17 protein-coding genes are annotated in these 18189 nt (G+C 67.4%); 13 read left to right on the forward strand and 4 right to left on the reverse strand.

The window, feature by feature from the left end; translation table 11 throughout:
- Positions 1-12: 12 nt before the first annotated feature.
- Positions 13-396 (reverse strand): hypothetical protein, encoded by a 384-nt coding sequence (locus K7854_RS07115; RefSeq protein ID WP_226025509.1) that lies wholly within the window; start codon positions 394-396, stop codon positions 13-15.
- Positions 397-1106: 710 nt separating this feature from the next.
- On the opposite strand from K7854_RS07115, the gene K7854_RS07120 reads away from it, so the two are divergent.
- From K7854_RS07120 to K7854_RS07140, 5 genes are all read left to right on the forward strand, one after another.
- Positions 1107-2087 (forward strand): AraC-like ligand-binding domain-containing protein, encoded by a 981-nt coding sequence (locus tag K7854_RS07120; RefSeq protein WP_226025510.1) that lies wholly within the window; start codon positions 1107-1109, stop codon positions 2085-2087.
- A gap of 372 nt (positions 2088-2459) precedes the next feature.
- Positions 2460-2765, forward strand: a complete 306-nt coding sequence (locus K7854_RS07125) for a hypothetical protein (protein ID WP_226025511.1) — start codon at positions 2460-2462, stop codon at positions 2763-2765.
- A gap of 68 nt (positions 2766-2833) precedes the next feature.
- Positions 2834-4084: a putative T7SS-secreted protein gene (locus K7854_RS07130; RefSeq protein ID WP_226025512.1), complete on the forward strand. Its 1251-nt coding sequence runs from the start codon at positions 2834-2836 to the stop codon at positions 4082-4084.
- Positions 4084-4806, forward strand: coding sequence for a hypothetical protein (locus K7854_RS07135; protein WP_226025513.1), 723 nt, complete (start codon positions 4084-4086; stop codon positions 4804-4806). Before K7854_RS07130 ends, K7854_RS07135 begins: the two co-directional genes overlap by 1 nt.
- A 65-nt stretch (positions 4807-4871) precedes the next feature.
- A complete protein-coding gene (locus tag K7854_RS07140) occupies positions 4872-5720 on the forward strand; it encodes a hypothetical protein (RefSeq protein ID WP_226025514.1) in 849 nt (282 codons plus the stop codon).
- Between the two features lie 125 nt (positions 5721-5845).
- On the opposite strand, the gene K7854_RS07145 is transcribed toward K7854_RS07140, so the two are convergent.
- Both K7854_RS07145 and K7854_RS07150 read right to left on the reverse strand, forming a co-directional pair.
- Positions 5846-6253, reverse strand: a complete 408-nt coding sequence (locus K7854_RS07145) for a DUF192 domain-containing protein (RefSeq protein ID WP_226025623.1) — start codon at positions 6251-6253, stop codon at positions 5846-5848.
- Positions 6254-6494: 241 nt separating this feature from the next.
- Positions 6495-7244 carry a hypothetical protein gene (locus K7854_RS07150; protein ID WP_226025515.1) on the reverse strand — a complete coding sequence of 250 codons (750 nt, stop codon included), beginning with the start codon at positions 7242-7244 and terminating at the stop codon, positions 6495-6497.
- Positions 7245-7460: 216 nt separating this feature from the next.
- Here K7854_RS07150 and K7854_RS07155 point away from each other — a divergent pair, with 216 nt between their 5' ends.
- The 7 genes from K7854_RS07155 to K7854_RS07185 all read left to right on the forward strand — a co-directional run bounded on the left by K7854_RS07155 (position 7461) and on the right by K7854_RS07185 (position 14102).
- Positions 7461-8126 (forward strand): hypothetical protein, encoded by a 666-nt coding sequence (locus K7854_RS07155; protein ID WP_226025516.1) that lies wholly within the window; start codon positions 7461-7463, stop codon positions 8124-8126.
- A gap of 32 nt (positions 8127-8158) precedes the next feature.
- Positions 8159-9157, forward strand: a complete 999-nt coding sequence (locus K7854_RS07160) for a hypothetical protein (RefSeq protein WP_372481009.1) — start codon at positions 8159-8161, stop codon at positions 9155-9157.
- A 106-nt stretch (positions 9158-9263) separates the two neighbouring features.
- Positions 9264-9581 (forward strand): DUF6317 family protein, encoded by a 318-nt coding sequence (locus tag K7854_RS07165; RefSeq protein ID WP_226025518.1) that lies wholly within the window; start codon positions 9264-9266, stop codon positions 9579-9581.
- Positions 9578-10936: a hypothetical protein gene (locus K7854_RS07170; RefSeq protein ID WP_226025519.1), complete on the forward strand. Its 1359-nt coding sequence runs from the start codon at positions 9578-9580 to the stop codon at positions 10934-10936. Before K7854_RS07165 ends, K7854_RS07170 begins: the two co-directional genes overlap by 4 nt.
- 701 nt (positions 10937-11637) lie before the next feature.
- Positions 11638-12300, forward strand: a complete 663-nt coding sequence (locus K7854_RS07175) for a hypothetical protein (RefSeq protein ID WP_226025520.1) — start codon at positions 11638-11640, stop codon at positions 12298-12300.
- Between the two features lie 57 nt (positions 12301-12357).
- The gene (locus K7854_RS07180; protein ID WP_226025521.1) at positions 12358-13233 is read left to right on the forward strand and encodes an LLM class flavin-dependent oxidoreductase; all 876 of its coding nucleotides are present in this window, start codon (positions 12358-12360) and stop codon (positions 13231-13233) included.
- 2 nt (positions 13234-13235) lie between these two features.
- Entirely contained in the window at positions 13236-14102 is an 867-nt protein-coding gene (locus K7854_RS07185; protein ID WP_226025522.1) for a class I SAM-dependent methyltransferase, read from the forward strand.
- Positions 14103-14124: 22 nt separating this feature from the next.
- Here K7854_RS07185 and K7854_RS07190 read toward each other — a convergent pair whose 3' ends face one another.
- Entirely contained in the window at positions 14125-15327 is a 1203-nt protein-coding gene (locus tag K7854_RS07190; RefSeq protein WP_226025523.1) for a winged helix DNA-binding domain-containing protein, read from the reverse strand.
- 1239 nt (positions 15328-16566) lie between these two features.
- Between K7854_RS07190 and phoH2 the strand changes: the two genes are divergently transcribed.
- Positions 16567-17892 carry an RNA 5'-3' helicase PhoH2 gene (gene phoH2 / locus K7854_RS07195; RefSeq protein WP_226025524.1) on the forward strand — a complete coding sequence of 442 codons (1326 nt, stop codon included), beginning with the start codon at positions 16567-16569 and terminating at the stop codon, positions 17890-17892.
- The last annotated feature ends 297 nt before the right edge of the window (positions 17893-18189 follow it).

Genomic DNA, 18189 nt, shown 5'->3' on the forward strand with positions numbered 1-18189 from the left:
CCCGGAAACAGGTCACGCCGCGGGGACATCGATCCGCAGGCTCTCCCGCGCGGTCGCGAACATACGGGTCTGCTCCGAGAGGCGCTGGGCGGTCGCCTCGGTGTCGACCAGCAGTTGGTACACGTAGCCCGCCCTCCCGGCGACGAAGACTTCCAGGCGCCTGCGGGGTTCGCTCTGCTTCGCCCAGTGATAGTCGATCTCCAGCCACACGGCGTCCCGCCCGTTCTGACGCGTCTTGTGCGTGGTGACCTCCAGGTCGGCCATCGACGACTCGGCGGTGTCCCGGTACCAGGCCAGCTGCCCCGCCGAGGCGGCCTGCGGAGTCGACCCGTACGACGTGTCCCGTTTGACGCTCAGGTCGTACGCGCCGTCCGGAGAGCGCCAGGTGCTCTGCAACTCGCTCGCGGGCACCTCGTCCCAGCCGTCCGGCCGGCCGAAGCAGACGGTCAGAGAGTCTTCTTCGACCCGAGTCCAAGCCTTCGGCAGGGACGCGGAACAGGAGGCGGCCGACGCCGAGGCGGAAGCCGAACCGGATCGGCCCCCCGAACCCGGCCGAGAGGCCGAACCCGAAGCCGGCGCCGAAGACGACGGCGATGCCGATGCCGATGCCGATGACGACGGCGACGGCGATGGCGTCGGCGACGCCGCGGCGGCGACCCCGTCCGAGGGCGACGCCCCCGCACCCGCACCGCCACTGCGCCCGAGGGGCGAAGAACCTCCCACGAGAGGGATCCCGAAAACCGCCAGGAGCAGCCCCGCGACAGCCGTGATCGCCGATACCACGGCCGCCACCTCCCCCATACGCCGCCCCGGCGAGGCACCGCCACCAGAACTGCTCAATGCCCTACCACGCCTCTCTGACACCGACTCCGACACCGAACCGATCCGGGCTCACCACTGTCAGCCACACCCGCACCCCTGTCCTCGACCCAGCGTGCAGACTTCCTTGACGTTGGGTGCACCCCGCGCCCGAACTGACCGGTCGACAGCTCCCGCAACGCCGCGCTGCGGCGGACAATGTCGCGGTGTCGGCAGAGGCGCGACCGCTACGGGGGTGGGGGATGGAACGGGGGACAGCAGTGGGGAGGGCCGGTGCAAGAGCGTCGGTGCACCTCTCCACGGACAGCGTCAGCGGGCCCGACGGATTCGGCTGGTGGGGGGAGATGGTCAGCAAGGCGGTGATGCCGGTGGCGTTGGCGAGCGAGTACGCCGACCACTTCAAAGGCGAGGTCACCACGGTGGGGCTGGTGGACACCGAGTACTCGGCCTTCTCCTTCTCACCGATGTCGGCGCGCCGGACGCCGGACCACATCCGCTCGTCCGACCCGGAGAACTACTACCTCTTCCTGGTCCACGGCAGCCCCATCGGCCTGGAGCAGCGCCGCAACAACGTTCTGCTCCGCACGGGAGACATGGCCCTCTTCGACACGTCACAGCCCCTGGCCAGCGAGTTCCAGGACCAGGGCCGCCAATCGCGGGTGAGCGTGCTGCGGCTGCCCCGAGCGGCTGTGCCGCTGCCCAGCCACAAGACGGACGACCTGGTGGCCACGTCACTGCCCGCCCGCACCGGGGCCGGCGCACTGCTCACCTCCTACCTGGCGGGTCTGCGCGAGAACGTCGCGGACTGCGGTCCGGCGGAGCTGCGCCGCCTGGGGACCGTGGCCCTCGACCTCGCGGTCACCTTCCTCGCGGCCCGCCTCGACAGTGCTACCGCGCTCCCGGTCGAAAGCCGCCGACGGGTGCTCCTCACCCGCATCAACGCCTTCATCGACCACAACCTGCACTCGCCGGACCTGGGCCCGGCGACGATAGCCGCGCACCACCACATATCCATCCGCCTCCTGCACGCCCTCTTCGAGGAGGAGCCCGAAACGGTCAGCGCGACGATCCGCCGCCGCCGACTCGAACGCAGCCGGACCGACCTGGTCGATCCGCGTCTGCGCCACCGCACGATCGGCGAGATCGCCGCCCGGTGGGGTTTCCGCCACCCCGCCGCCTTCAGCCGCACCTTCCGCGAGGCGTACGGCATCTCGCCGACCGAGGCGCGAACTGCACCCCGCGACAACCAACCCTGCACTCCCCGCTGACGACCGGAACACCGACGTCCGCCATGTGCACGGCGACCGCTCATGGCAACGCCAGGACGACCAACTTCGTCTGCCGACTCCGCCGACCCATCCGCAGTTAGCGATCAGCAACTCCCGCCCCCGCTCGACCTCCACCCGTCCCCCCTCCGAGCCCCCCACTCAGTCATCGCCCCGGCCTCCGTGATGTTGAGCGAATGGCCCGAGCATGGCTGTCGGCTGACCGAAGGGGCGCGTTCAAACTGGTGTTCCCATGTGTCTTCTGGATAGCTTTGATGCGTTCGAGGAGTGTCGTAGCTGCCGCAGACGCGCCTTGCGTGAGGCGACAACTTGGCCTCGGAGGGGAACGAGCCGCGCGAAGGGGACCGCGAGACTGTGAGCGATCTGACCGCTGACTACGAGGTGCTGAACCGGGTGAGACACAACCTCGATCACATCGCCGAACTGATGAAGAAGCCGGGTCGGGAGATGAAGGAGATCACCGGCAGTGCTATGGGGGTTCCCGAGCTTGCCCGGCGCATGGACGACTTCGGCGACGAATGGTCATACGGTATAAAACAGCTCACAAAGTTCTCCGAGAAGGCATCCAAGGCACTGCTCACTGTCAAAGAGGCGTTCGAGAAGCTCGACGACGAACTCGCCAAGGCGAACAAGGAACAGGCCAAGAGGAGCGGTAAGTAGCTGTGCCTGCGACAAAGCTGGAGAACTTCCCCGCCCTCGGGTTCGTGCCCTGTCCTGGTGACCAAACGATGGCCGACGATGTGGCCAAGACAGTCCGCAGGACGGCGAAGGCTCTCGTCGAAATATCCGAGGTCCTGCACGGAACCGGTGTCGGGGACTGGAAGGGGAAGGCGGCAGAGGTCTTCCGAGAAAAGTTCGACGACGAGTTCCGCCCTCGTATGGATGACGCACGTGACTCCTTCTGTGACGCCGCAACCGTCCTTGAGGACTGGGCGGCGTACATGGAGACCAAACAGGCGGAGGCGGCACGGCTTGAGGATCAGGCAGCCAAGGTCAATGAGCAGTTGGGCAAGGCGCATTCGATAGCCGACAAGCTCAAGGACGCGGACGACGACAAGAAGACCACACAGGATCACAAGGATGCGATTCAGGGCGCCGACCGCGCTGTGAACGCAAAGGAACACGAGCTTGAGAAGCTCCGCCGCCGCGGCCGCCGCTTGGCTGGCAACTACCAGGAGTACGGCAAGGAGATAGCCGACCGCCTGAAGAGCGCTATGAACATCGCTCCGAACGAACCCGGCATGTGGGACAAGCTCGGTGACGCCATCGCAGATCTCGGCGAGGCGATAGCCGACCTCCCCGGTCAGGTGGGCGAACTCCTCTCCGACATCGGCGACTGGATCAAAAGCCACGCTGACTGGATCACCGTCGCGGCCTCAGTCATCGGTGTCATCGCGATCTTCTGTCCGGTGCTTGCTCCGTTGGCCATCGGTTTGAGCGCGGTGGCGTTCGCTGCTCACGCCTCGGCCTACGGCTGGAGTGGACTCTGGCCGCCCACTGGTGAACGAATCGGTAACTGGCTCACGCTGGGTGGCGACGCGCTCGGCATGGTGCCTGGTGTCGGAGCAGCGTTCCGCGGCGTCAAAGCGGGTGTCAAGGCCGGGCGGGCAGCCGGCGGCGTCGTCGCGGGTACCAAGGTCGGCATCAAGACGGCGGGTGCTACGGCCAAGAACCTCATGAAGGCCGCGGATCCGGTAGCGAAGGTGATCGACAAGCCTGTGATGGCTGCTGCCAGCAAATTGGGCGTCTCGCGTGGTGCCGCGCTGACGGCCACTGAAGGGATCCAGGCCGCAGCACAGCTCGCCTGGACAGCGCCGACCGCGATCAATGCGTACGAGACCAGTGCTGGCCGTTACGACGCAGCTACATGGGGCACAGGCTTGGCTAATGTAGCCACGGGCACCGGAGGCGGACGGTTTGGCGGACTCGTCGCAGTAGGCAGCACCATCGGTTTGGGTGCCTGGGAGTTGACGGATTGATGGCAGTCGCTGACGCTCAGAACGCGAGGACGCCTCCCACGGCCGCCGTTTCACCCGCCGACACAGCCGACTTCTGGTTCGAACTGCCCCCGGGCTTTGTGCAGATCGATCTCAGAGAGGACGCCAAGTCCCGTTTGCTGCGGATGACGGACGTGATCGACGCCCTCTTTGCGGATGCCGCACCGCAACAGAAGTTCAACCTCGTGGCGTCGAGCGAGTACATCCTCCAGACCGTGATCGCGAGCGGAGCCGAACACATATCGAGCTGCCTACTTCGCATGCGCGGGAACAAATTGTCCCAGGGGATGCTCTGTGTGCTGGTTGAGCGACCGGACACCGGTCCACAGAGCCAGGACAGACAGGGGTCGGCGAAGCGTACGGCAGCCCTGTGGCGCCGCCTGTACCCGGATGCCGAGGTCGGGCTCGTCATGCTGCCGTACGGCATTTCTGCCCTTTGTATTCGTGACCAGGACCTTGAGGTCCCTGGCATCTTCTTCGGTCTCGACGAGCCCATACCCGCACTGGTCCGAGAAGTGCAGTTCAATGTGCCTCTGGCAAATGGCCCCGGTTCGGTCCTCTTTGTCTTCATGACTCAGGACATCGAACACTGGGATGAGTACCTTGAGATGCTCGGCGGCATTATGAAGTCAATCTCGGCAGACGAGCCTCATGAGGGGGAAACTTCGGAGTCCGGTAGTCAGGGTGTTGGAGGATCGGAGTGACAAGTATGAGCGGGGGGACAGACGCGGCAGGCGAGGCGGCCAAGGGACGCGCGCGGTACCCGGTTATGCTGGCGGCCGTCATCGGATGCTATGTGTTCGCCGTCATTCCTGGAATGTTCCTTCTCGTGGACGAAGTGGGGACTTTCGTCCAGGTCCTCGTGTGGATCGCTCACGGGTTCGTTCTCATTGCGTTGATTCGGAACTTCGGGGCCAGGGAGTCGAGCGCAGGCGTGGCCCTGTTCATTGTGCTCACCTCCGCGATGTGCGTGTATGTCGCCGCCGTGGCTCGTGACGACCTCACGCTGCAGCAGCGCGGTGATCAGGTCACCGCGACAGTCGTGAAGGAGTGGCGCGATCCGGCGCAAGGGCGCAAGGCGCGCGACTACAACTACGAGCTGGAGCATCAGGACGGCACAAGTGTTCCGGGCGGTGCTCTGAAGGCCACATCCGACTCGTTCGATGTCGGGCAGACCATCACTGTGGTTGAGGACCCTAAGGGCGAACTGCGACCCCAGACTCCGGGGCAGGCAGACGCGACTGGTGACGTGCTCGGTGCGGGGGCGCTCGCCCTGGCCGCGCTCAGTGCTGTCGGCTGGATAGCATGGCGAGGATCGGACGCTGCGAAGCGGCGAGACGAGGGTAAGCGGTCGGTCGGCATGCGCAAGGTGTACAAGACCGTCGCGCGTAGCCACACCACGCCCTTGGAGCAAGAAGAAGGGCTCCGGGAGGCGCTGCGTACGTATCCCACAGACAGACGGGGCTACATCAAGGTTTCTCCGGAGCACTATCCCGACCTGTCGCAACACCGAGCTGCCCGCATCGCCTGGGAGATGGGCCTGCGGGCAGAGGCGTTCGGCAACCGCGGGTCATGGCGCTTCCGGGAGACGGTGATTGAAGAAGTCCCGCACGAGTGAGGCTCTGACTCATTGGCCCACAAGGACTGCGCCCTTGTGTCGACCTCGTACCTGCTCGTGATCACACACGGCAATCCGAGAGTCTTGGAGGATTGCGGCGACCATCCCGTCGATGTCATGGACGATTAGCCTTCCCGATCGACTCCGTGGCACAGCTCTGCCGGATCCTCGACGACCTCTATCCGTGCCCCTGCCCGCACCCCCCATTTGCTCATTGCACCGGCCTCCGCCTCCAGCACGTGCCGCGCCCGCAACCGGGGCCGACCCAGCCTGCCCGGCCGCATCGTGCGCACGGCGATGACGGTGAGCCGCCGGTCGAGGTAGGCCACGTCGATGGCCATCCGCATCCGGAACGTGTGCACACTGTTGGCGGGACTCAGCAACATCGCCCCGTCGACTGACTCGCGCCCCAACAGCCCCTTGGTCCGCGCGCGGTACGAACTCGCGATCTCCAGCGGAACCCGCACGCGCTCACCGCCCGCCCCCACCACGGCCAGCACCCCCACCCCGTCCCCCCACCGCCGCCGTCCCATACGCATGCCCTCCGTCCAGCCCCGACACCCCGCCGAACATAACCGCCCCGCGGACGACAGCCGGCCCTTTGACCTTCCTGTTGCGTGTCGAACCGACGACCAGGGGGGCGCCGGTCCGGTGAGTCCTACGTCGTGAATGGGAAGCCGTACAAAGACCCACCCGCCGACGGACATATCGCAGGCGATCACCGATCCGGGTACGGCGGACACTGTGGCCCCCCCGGCGTCCAGGGTGCGCGAGTCAGCTGTATGGATTCGTTAAGAACTCGGGCTGATCGCCGGGGAAGTCGGGAGGAAAGAACGGAACGACCGTTGACCGCGTGAGCAGGTCGAGGATCGTAGCCGTCGAACTGCGAGGAGAGACAACGGAACGCAACTGCCCCGCCTGAATAATCACGGTCGGCCACTCCTCCGGCTCCCCGCGAGTGATCCAGGCAAGTACGTCGGCGTTGTCGGTAACTCCCCATTGCACGAGATCGTCGACCTGGAGCTGATGGACGCCCAAGTCGTGACGGATCGTGATCATCTCCTTGCTTCGCAGAATGGTCCGCAGCTCGCGGGTGCGCTCGGTGATGTCCACTTGCACGCTTTGGGCATTCTCCGCGAAAACCCAGACGAACTCGTCGAAACATCCTGTGCCGTATGTCCGGATCAAGGCGTTGTGACTGGTTGGGATCGTGATGCCCTCAGTGGCTCGGCCGAGTGCTGGGTGAGCGGGAGGCGGGCACAACGTCGTGAGGAGAAGCAAAGCAGTATCCACATTCTCCATGAGAATCTCTATTCTGTGGCAGCCTTGTCCGTGGCCCACATGTGGCTGGCGACCAGATCCGGCGAGGAGCCCAAGAGCCGCCTCGTCCTCTTCGTGGGGTCCACGCTCACGCAGGATTGCTTCCCAGGTCTCCGCGGGCACCATGCGGTTCTGCGGCCACTCGACCCGGCGCAGAGCCTCGTCGGTCCCCGGTGACCATTCGGGGTTCCGGTCTTCACTCACTCACATTCCCCCACGTCACGCCCAGTTGGCCAAGAACAGGTTGGCAGGAGGAGGGCGGCCCTCGGCGTGCCGTGCACGGGTTGCCCGCCACACACCGCACTTGGTGTCCGGTGGCTGGGTCGACGTGTGTCATGGAACTTCGCCCTGGTGTCCTTCGGCCCCGGTGGATAGCGTTGCTTCGCTGAAGAGAAGCCTCGTCCCACCCAGGAGTCGACAGTGAATCGCCGCCGCCCCACCTTCCTCGCAGCGCTCACGCTGACCGCCGCCGCGGCCTTGACGCTGTCCGCGTGCGGCAGCGACGACGACAGTCCGGGTAAGGGGGATGACCAGATCGCGGGAGCGGACACAGGGAGCACCTCCCCGTCCGCCTCGTCGGCTTCCTCCGAGCCGTCGAAGGCCGATAGGCCGAAGATCGAACTCCCGGCCGACCTCTCCTACGAGTTCGAGTGGCCCAAGACGGGTGACAAGGACAAGGATGCGATCCTTGCGGACACCGAGCAATCCATCAAGGCCGTTGACTTGGCCATTGTCAACCAGGACGCGCTCGACAAGGCGTACCTCTACTACTACGAGGGCGAAGCTGCAGCTGGTACGCAGAAGTTCATCCAGAACTACGTTGACCAAAAGGCGGGACTCACAGGGAGTTACCGCTTCTACGCCCCTGAAGTAGCGGTCGATGAGGACGGCACCGCTTCCTTCACGTACTGCGAAGACCAAGGCAAGGCATATGTGAAGTACCTGAAGACCAACAAGGTCAGGAAGACCGAGGTAACAGCGAAGAGCTACGTCATCTACCACACGTCACTGAAGAAGAACGACGAAGGCGTGTGGGAGATCCAGGAGATCGCCTCGGAGAGTGGGAGCGCCAAGTGCCAGCCCTGACACATTCAATGAAGGTGCTGCCAGCAGCACTGATGGTGAGCGGGTGTCTGTCCGTTCTCATCCTGCCCGGGGCGGCACAGGCTGACGACATCCTGGACGGCAACACGCAGAATTCAGGAACGGAGCAGCGCGCCGATGCCGGGGATGACGGGACTGTTTCGGTCACGGTGGGCGGGGTTGTCTTCGACCGGTCGAAGAACGGCAGTGGTGATTCGGTCGGGCCGGTGACGTCGTCGACCTCGTGGAGTCCGCCGGCGTGTTGGTATGCCCCGAAGTTCACCCCTCAGGAGCTGCAGGACTACCTGGAGCCGATCTGGGAGGCCGAGTCCACGGGGTACGAGTGGGATGCCAAGCAGCGGGAGAAGTACAACGCCAAGGATGAGAAGAAGGGCTTCAACAAGGACAAGACCGGCGAGGGCTTCTGGTGGGGCAGGTATGTGAACGAGAGCTTCCCGCCGGGCTGGGACAAGTGCGACACGGATTACTTCTGGGTGGACAAGGGCGACCCGCCGCCGGCGGACAAGGAGAACGCCGTGACCCCGGAGGTACTCGCCGAGCTTGCCTACGCGGAGCTCCGCGTCCCCGGCACCGAGGTGACGCTGGCGCCTGCCGAGGCGACCAAGGTGAATCTCCCGACCTGGGCGTGGCTGGACGGGGCCGAGTTCAAGCCGGTTTCGGTCACCGCGTCCGTGGAGGAGATCGGGATCGAGGCGACGGCCACGGCGGAGCCTGTGTCGCTGCAGATCGAACCGGGCACCCCGGATGCCGAGACCTACCCGGCGTCGGGGGTCTGCGAGATCAAGGACGGCCGTATCGGCGCTCCGTACGAGAAGGGCAGGGCGGACGACACACCTCCGTGCGGCGTGAAGTACCTGCGCTCTTCGGGTGGCGGGACGTTCCCGCTGCAGGCGACGGTCACCTGGGAGATCCACTGGACCGGCACCGGCAACGCGGGGGGTGACCTCCCCGACGGCACCTTCGGGGCCACCCAGGACGTCGTCGTCCAGGAGATCCAGGCCGTCAACCGCTGATCGTCTCGCCAGTCCTCGGGGCGGCGGTAGCCGCCAGGGCGTCACGAAAAGCGGATGGCGTCGTTCCTCTCATCGGTGCGGTGGACCGGTGAGAGGGGACGGGCGGGTGGCGGAACGGCTGGCCGTGGACGGGGACGAGCTCGGGCGGTTCATGACGTCGCTGAAGGAGTCGTCGACTTCACTCAGAGGCGTCCGGAAGGCGCTGTCGGACGCGACGATCGTCGGGCTGGGCACGGATGAGCTGGACTCGGCGTGCGAAGCCTTCCAGGAGGACTGGAAGTACGGCTCCGAGGAGATCGGGAAACAGACGGAGGACCTTGCCGACATCATCGGCAAGAGCAAGGACAGCTACCTCGAAGTCGACAAGGCGCTCGAGGCGGCGCTGCGGAAGGCGCGCGAGGCCGAGGGCGGCGGCGGGAAGTGACCGTCACGGTCGGCCAGGACCAGTACGGTGCCGCTCTCGACCCGCAGTCGCGGGCTGACCTGGGCAGGCCGCAGGGGCTCAAGTCCGCGCCGCCCATCCCGAACCCCGACTATCCGCACCTCGGCTTCAATCCCGTGCCGGGGGACACGGAGACCGTGCGCGGGCTGGAGAAGAAGCTCAGCGGATGCGCGAAGGTGCTCCAGGAGGCGTACGACCTCGTCACCAAGCTGCTCGACGGCAGCTGCTGGAACGGCGACGCCGCCGTCGCCTTTCGCGAGCAGTTGGACGGCGGGCCGTTGCCGCTGAACCTGAAGAACGCGGCGCACTCGATCCGCAAGGCGGCCAGGCAGCTGGACCGCTGGGAGGGCGAACTCTACGACTTCCAGCGGCGGGCCAGGAAGCTGGAGGGCGACGCGAAGGACGCCCGGGCCGCGGTGGACCGCGCACAGGGGCGTGCGGATTCGGCGGAGCAGGACCCCGACCTCAAGAAGGAGGGGGCCGACGGCGACGTCGCGCAGAAGGCACTCACGCGCGCGAACGGTGACCTCGATGATGCCCGGGCCGAGCTGAGGAAGATCATCGGCAAGGCGGAGAGGCTGGCCGAGGAGCATGAGGAGAAGGCCGGGTATCGGGCGCGGAAGATCCGGGACGCCACGAAGAAGCTGGTACCGCATGAGCCGGGTTGGTTCGACGAGGTACTCGACTGGCTGGGCGACAACCTCCCGGACATCCTCAGCTTCTTGGCGGGGCTGATCGGGGTGGTGGCGCTTCTCCTTGCGGGGCCGCTGGGCTGGGGTATCGCGACGGTGGCTGGCTTGATGCTCACGGCTTCAGGTTTGAGTGCCACGGCGCTTCTGCTCCGGCTCAGTGATCCCGAGGTTCGTGCTTCACTTCTGGACGGTGTCGCAAAGGGGGAGTTCGATTCCGACTTCTGGAGCAATGCCGTCTCGGTAGGGGCAGACGCAGCGGCAGTACTGCCTGGAGTGGGAGCAGTGGTCAAAGGCAGCATCAAGGCTACTCGAGTGATCCGGACAGGTGGTCAGTCACTCGATTTCTGGCAGAAGGCGGCCACGTACGGTTCGAAGTCCTTCGAAGAAGCCAAACTCATCGTTGGACTGGAAAATCATCTGGTCGCGCGAGCGGTCCGTGGGTTCGACGACCCTGCGAAAGCAGCTCATGTTATCGCGGCAGCTTCCGGAGTGGCCGGAATCGGAACTGGTGGATTTGGCCTCTACAACGCTGCTGTGGATGCAGAGGATGACGGCATCAAGGACGGCGCCGTTGCCGGAATCGACGGCTCCCGTCTTGTGCTCGACAACGGTGGAATTCTGGGCCTTGTTCGCCATGTGTTCTGACGTGCCGAAGGGATAAACAACTGTGGACCCCGTTTCCTGTCGCCCTGCATGGGGTCATCTCCCTACGCGCTGGGCATGGGCTCGCCACATTTCCCTGTGTGTGATCGGTGCCTTTTGGTGGGGTGCCTGCTGGGTTCTGCTTCTGGCCATTTCCACCTACGGGCCGCAATGGGCAGTCTGGGTCTGTATGCCCTACTTTCTTTACGGTCCTTATCGCGTGGCCGCACAATTGAAGATTTTTCTGACAGCATTTCTCATGCTGAGAGTCCTTCGGGAATATCCGTGGAGAATTATGCGCGACGTTCCTCGAGGTCTTAGTGACCGACCTGAGGTGGAAGGGGGGCAATATGGCTGGTTTGAGTTTCCTAACCCGGGACGTCGAGGTCATCTGTTGCCTCTCGTGTTTTCTTCGCATCTCCGTACGCGGTGGTGGGTGAAACGTATGTCCCCTCATGCAAAACCGACGCTGAAGAATCATATCGAAACGGTTTGGTTTGCGGGTGATCCTCGTTTCATCGGAATTTTGGCTGCTCCAGGCAGGAAAGGTGTCGCTCCTCGACGCTTGCATGTAATTGAGCAGCGAATCGGTACACGGAGTGGGCAGCACTTCAATGATTGGTGTGCCACTCCTGAGGACGTTGAGCGTGGTCGACGCGCGGGGGTTAAGCCCGTCCATTCTTGAACCAGATGAGAGGCGTGTCGTGAACACTCCAATGGTTGTCCTGCATGAATCCGTCCGCGACCCACAGGCAGAGCTGTGGTTCGGCGAGCCGGCAGGATTCATGCCTCTGCCGCTCAACTCCCTGCTCGCCGAACCCGGCTCCGCAGACGCCGAAGCGATGCGCGAGGCTGTTGCTCCGTTGCTCGAAGCCGCGCCCAGTGAACTGGTGCGCCAGCGGTTTGTTGCGCAGCTTGCGTGGGGGCAGCGGATGCTCGGGGCGCTGTGCGGATTCGGCACGGTCCATTGCTCGGTCGGTCTGCATCGTGACGACATCGATCTCACGAGTGCGCACCTGCTCTCCCTCTTCACCATCTCGTGGCGCGACACGAACGTCGCTCCCCGGGGCGTAACGGCGGCACGCGCCGCCACGTCGGCCAAGGGGCATACGCACATCGCCTTCGAGGAGCTTCCTTGCGGTCCCGCCGTCCTCAGCGAGAGCACCTTGCGCTACGCCGCTGAAAGCGGGCTCCCCCAGCTCCCCCTCCTCCAGGTCCACGCGTACATCCCGCACCCCGACTGCAAGCGGTTGGCCGTGTTCACGGTCAGTAGTACCGCGGTTGCGCGGCGGGAGGAGTATCGGGCCTTGCTGAGGGGGATGGTCGAGACCGTTCGTTTCGAGGATCCGTTGCGGGTGGCCTCGTAGGCCCGGGGTCGTCGTAATCGTGTTGAGCGGGGCCCCGGTCGGAGGTAGGAAGGCGTCATGACTGGACTCGGTGCCGTGTTTCGTCCTCAGTTGGCCCCTGAGCGGCTGCGTGCCGTGGCTCGTGTCGCCGACGAGGTGGGGCTCGAGGAGTTGTGGTTGTGGGAGGACTGTTTCCGGGAGGGCGGGATCTCCGCGGCCGCCGCCGCCCTCGCGTGGACCGAGCGGGTGCGGGTCGGGGTCGGGCTGTTGCCCGTGCCGTTGCGGAACGTGGCCGTCACCGCGATGGAGGCCGCCACGCTGCACCGGATGTTCCCCGGCCGCGCCGTCCTCGGCGTCGGGCACGGGGTGCAGGACTGGATGGGGCAGGTCGGGGCGCGGGCCGAGTCGCCGCTCACGCTGCTGCGGGAGCATCTCGTCGCGCTGCGGGCGTTGTTGGGCGGGGAACGGGTGACGTCGAAGGGGCGCTACGTCCGACTTGACGACGTGGCACTCGACTGGCCGCCGGAGCGGGCCGTCGAGGTGTTCGCCGGTGCCACCGGGCCCCGCTCGCTGCGGCTGGCCGGTGAGGCCGCCGACGGGACCGTGCTCACCGCGAACACTCCGCCGGACGGGGTACGCCGGGCCCGGCGGCTCATCGACGAGGGGCGTGCGGCGGCCGGGCGGACGGACCCGCACAAGGTCGTCGTGTATCTCCTCGCCGCCACCGGCCCCGGCGCCGGTGAACGGCTTCGGGACGAGCTGGTCGCCGAAGGTGTCGGGGACGTGCCGGATCTCGGGGTCGCCGGGGACGCGGAGGCCGTTGCGGACGCCGTGCGGCGGCTGGCCGGGGCCGGGGCCGACACCGTGATCCTCCAGCCGACCGGGGACGAACCCGATCCGGAGGGGTTCGTACGGTTCGCCGCCGAGCAGGTCCGGCCCCTGGTGGTGGACTAGTCATGGCGGATCGCCGTTCCTCCGACCCCTCCCACGGCCGTTCCTCCGACCACCCCGCCCGTCCTGCCGTCAGCCACCCCGCAGTCAGCCGTGACTTCGACGACCTCGTGGCCGAGGGTGCCGCCGTTCCCACCGAAGGGTGGGACTTCTCCTGGTTCGAGGGGCGGGCCACCGAGGCTCGGCCGTCCTGGGGGTACGCGCGGTCCATGGCCGAGCGGCTGGCGGGGGCCACCGCCGTACTGGACGTGCAGACCGGGGGCGGAGAGGTGCTGGACTTCGCCCTCGGAGCCGCCGGCCCCCGGCGCGCCCCGCTCGTCGTCGCCACCGAGGGATGGGGGCCCAACGTCGCCGAGGCCACCCGGCGGCTGAGCCCGCGCGGTGTCCCGGTGGTCGCCTCGGCGGACGACGCACCCCTGCCCTTCGCGGACGGCGCCTTCGACCTGGTCGTGAGCCGGCATCCCGTCCAGCCGCACTGGGACGAGGTCGCCCGGGTGCTCGCGCCCGGCGGCGGCTACTTTGCCCAGCACGTCGGGCCCGCCAGCGTCTTCGAGCTGATCGAGTACTTCCTCGGGCCGCTGCCGGAGGAGAACCACCTGCACCGTCATCCCGAGCGTGAGCGCGCCGACGCCGAGGCGGCCGGGCTGGAGGTCGTGGAGCTGCGGGCGGAGCGGCTGCGGATGGAGTTCCTCGACGTCGGTGCCGTGGTCCACTTCCTGCGCAAGGTGGTGTGGATGGTCCCCGGGTTCACCGTCGAGGCGTACCGGGACCGGCTGCGCGACCTGCACGAGCGCATCCAGGACGAGGGGCCCTTCGTCGCCCACAGCTCCCGTCATCTCTTCGACGTGCGCAAGCCGCGGGCCATGCCCTGACACCCGCCGGGGCCCGGGCCCCTTATGCGTGCGCCCCCACCGTCACCTCGCCGATCACCAGCTCCGCCTGCGCCTCCAGTACGGCTCCCACCTGTTGCGCGCGGTCCGCCAGCTCGCCCTGCTGCCGTGCCGTCAGGCGGCCCAGCGGCTCGACCGTGACCGTCGTACGCCGGCCCCGGCGGCGCTGGTGCCAGACGCCCGCCGCGACCCCGTCCACCAGCAGCACGGGGAAGTTGCCCGCCTGCCCGCCCGCCAGCGCCCGCCGGTACGCGGCCCCCGGGAAGAGCAGCTCCCGCGGCTGCGCGGCGACGACGTACGCGTCGAAGTAGGGGAGCAGGCGCACACCCCGAGTCAGCTCGTCCTGCTCCGCGGCGTCCGGGAAGGCGGTGTCGCCGGCCACCACCCACGCCTGCGCGCCCTCGAAGCGGACCTCCTCGATGGCGCCCGCGGCGGCCAGTTCGGCGTAGCGGGCCTTCGCCCAGCCGGGCGGTGCGGCCAGCCAGCGGGCGAAGTGCTGCGGCGTCGCGGGCCCGTACGCGTACAGGTATCGGCGTACGAGGAGCCGCGTCGCCTCCTCGGGCGGCAGCGGGGTGAAGCGGGGCGGGCGGGTGTACGTGACCCTGCGGCCGCGGTTCGGGCCGAAGGAGAGGGCACCGCACTGGCCGGCCCGGTGCAGGACCTGGCGCCAGCGGGGCCACATGGTCTGGAAGGCCGGCATGACCAGGTCGCCCGCCCAGGGACCGGTGCGGGCGACGACCTCGTCGCCGAGTTCGTCGACGGTCAGGAACGCGCCGTCGAGCGCGTCCGCGATCGCCGCCACGACCTGGTCGGCCTGCCCGGGGGAGAGGCGTACGCCGGTGGGTAAGGCGGCCGTGCCGTCCGGGATCGCGGGCAGGGCGGCGCACCACATCGGCAGGTCGCGGGCCGGCAGCAGGTGCACCGTCCCGCGCGGGCCGTGCGTCTTCACCAGCGAGGGCGAGGACGCGGGGGCCGCGGTGGGCGGGGCGGTCGGCCACAGGGCCTCGCGTACGTCCGCGCGGGTGACGCCGTCGGTCCGCAGGCCCAGCGACAGCTCGGCCGCCGACAGTACCTGGGCGTGGACGCCGAGCATCGCGGCGGCCACGTCGGCGACCGGCGTGCCCGTACGGGCGGACATGGCCAGGAACTGCCGTTGGCAGCGCCGTGCGCTCGCCGCGGCCCAAGTGATCCCCGTCGTCTTCGTCATGAGGCGACGTTAGGAGAGGAGTAGGACGGAGTCCGTCCTCCATCTCCAGCGGCTTCGGGCCTCCCGGGGGAGGTGCGAGGAAGGCGGACGGAAGGCAGGAGGAGGGAGAGGGGCGAGCCGGGTTTTTCGGGCCTATGTGAGGTACCTTCGCAAATCTTCGCGCGTCCGGCGGCAGGGTGCGGAATCGCCCGGCGATCCTCACAGGGTTTCCACATCGTTATTGAGCGTTGTCCTTCTCGGGTCGAACTCGACCCGCCCGGTCACGTAAGTTCGTACGCAGGTAATTCGCGTGAGCAAAGCTGCGCGCGTGGCACCGCGCAGTGGAGGGGGCTGCGCGGTGCCGGATCGAGCGGGCGCCCGGACGGTGCCGGTCAAACCCGTGCGTGCCGGTGGTGTCACCCGGGCGGGGGAAGCGGGTTCCGTGCCGTCATGGCCGTCGTCGGTGCGGTCGGATCACTCCAGTCGCACGCGTATCGGCCGTCACCCCGGGATGTGCGGTGATTTGGCCACCGTTCAGGGCGGAATGAGGGGTTCCGTGGTCATCCGGGCGTCGCCGGGTGACTTCGGAGAGTAGTTGTGGCACGCCGATGCACGCAGCATCACTTACGAAGGGTTATGGTGGAAACCCCCCCTCGGGCCGGTCCGTCTCCCCCCCCACGGACCGGCCCGTTTTTCTGCCCCCTCCGGGCGTCCCCTTCTTCTGCCCTTCCGGGTGCTTCCTTCTGCTGCCTCTTCTGCCGTTCCGGGCGTCCCGTTCCGCTGCCTCCCGGGCGCCCGGTTCCGCTCTCCTCCACGGTGCCGGGCGGTGCGCCCGTAACGAGGAGTTCACCGGTGCGCCGTCCTGTGTCGTGGCATGGCGGCGCTTGTTCGAGGGCATAAGCCAAGCAGGTCGATGCCCGAACCACGGGTGTCGGTTCTCAGCGGACGGCACGGAGCCGTCCGCCCGGGAGGCCCTTTGCACCAGCCCCACCGTGCGGTCACGGCACGGAAGACGCGGCGGAGGGCCGGTCCACGGCCCGCGCCAGTGCAGGGCGGCCTCGGGGACCAGCCTGACGAGTCCCGTCCGCCCGCTCTCCGGGCGGCCGACGGGACCGGTCGGGCGGGCCCCGGACCGGCCGGCTCGTTCCGGCCCGCCCGGCGGGATCCGTTCTCGCCCGCCCGGCGCGGATCGTTCCCGCTCTCCCGGCCCAGCGTCCACTCCGTCGCTCCCCGACCTCTTCCGAGGGGGTACGTCCTTCCGTGGTGACCAGCACAAAGCGCCACAAGCCCGACAGGCGCACCTACGTTCTCGACACCAGCGTCCTGCTGGCCGACCCGAACGCCCTGAACCGCTTCGACGAGCACGAGGTCGTGCTCCCCATCGTCGTGGTGACGGAGTTGGAGGCCAAACGGCACCATCCCGAACTCGGCTACTTCGCCCGGCAGGCCCTGCGCCTGCTCGACGAGTTCCGGGTGCGGCACGGTCGCCTCGACGCCCCCATCCCGATCGGGGACCTCGGCGGCACCGTCCGTGTCGAGCTCAACCACTCGGACCCCAGCGTGCTGCCCAGCGGCTACCGCCTGGGGGACAACGACTCCCGCATCCTCGCGGTCGCCCGCAACCTGCAGGCGGAGGGATTCGACGTCACCGTCGTCTCGAAGGACCTCCCGCTCAGGATCAAGGCGTCCTCCGTCGGGCTCCTCGCCGAGGAGTACCGCGCCGAGCTGGCCATCACGGACGCCTCGGGCTGGACCGGCATGTCCGAACTCACCCTGCCGGGCGAGCAGGTGGACGTGCTCTTCGAGGAGGGCCGGGTGTACGTCCCCGAGGCCGCCGACCTTCCCGTGCACACCGGGCTGACCATCCAGTCCGAGCGCGGCAAGGCGCTCGGCCGGGTCACGCCCGACGGGAACGTCCGGCTGGTGCGGGGCGACCGGGAGGCGTTCGGCATCAAGGGCCGCAGTGCCGAGCAGCGGATCGCGCTCGACCTGCTCCTCGACCCGGACGTCGGGATCGTGTCGATGGGCGGGCGGGCCGGCACCGGCAAGTCGGCGCTCGCGCTGTGCGCCGGGCTGGAGGCCGTGCTCGAACGCCGGCAGCACCAGAAGGTGATGGTCTTCCGTCCGCTGTACGCGGTGGGCGGGCAGGAGCTGGGCTATCTGCCCGGCTCCGAGGCCGAGAAGATGAGCCCTTGGGCGCAGGCGGTCTTCGACACGCTGTCGGCCGTCACCAGCCGGGAGGTCATCGAGGAGGTGACCGCGCGCGGGATGCTGGAGGTGCTGCCGCTCACCCACATCCGGGGGCGCTCGCTGCACGACGCGTTCGTCATCGTCGACGAGGCCCAGTCGCTGGAGCGGAACGTCCTGCTGACCGTGCTGTCCCGGATCGGGGCCAACTCACGGGTCGTACTCACCCATGACGTGGCACAGCGGGACAATCTGCGGGTGGGCCGGTACGACGGCGTCGTCGCCGTCGTCGAGAAGCTGAAGGGGCACCCGCTCTTCGCGCACGTCACCCTGACGCGCTCGGAGAGGTCTCAGATCGCGGCGCTCGTGACCGAAATGCTGGAGGACGGTCACATCTGACGCTTTCGTGAAGTCCGACCCGTGAAGGGCCGATTGCCCGCGGGAGAGCCGGTTACCCGTCAGTTCGGCGCCGTCCGGAAAGGCCCAGAGCCTAGCCGGGCGGCGCCTCGGCGTGTGCGGATTTCCGCGAATCCCCTGGGCCAAACGGGATGTGAGCTTTCACACGCAACACAGAATTGCCACACCCCGCCGGGTTACGGCAGAGTCTCGTTCCTGTCAGGCCCCGCATACGACACAGCCGTACCCCCAGCGGTACGGCGCCCCAGAAGCATCAGATCCAACTCCATAGCAGCGTCG

Source organism: Streptomyces hyderabadensis (genome assembly GCF_020404845.1).
Classification (GTDB): domain Bacteria; phylum Actinomycetota; class Actinomycetes; order Streptomycetales; family Streptomycetaceae; genus Streptomyces; species Streptomyces hyderabadensis.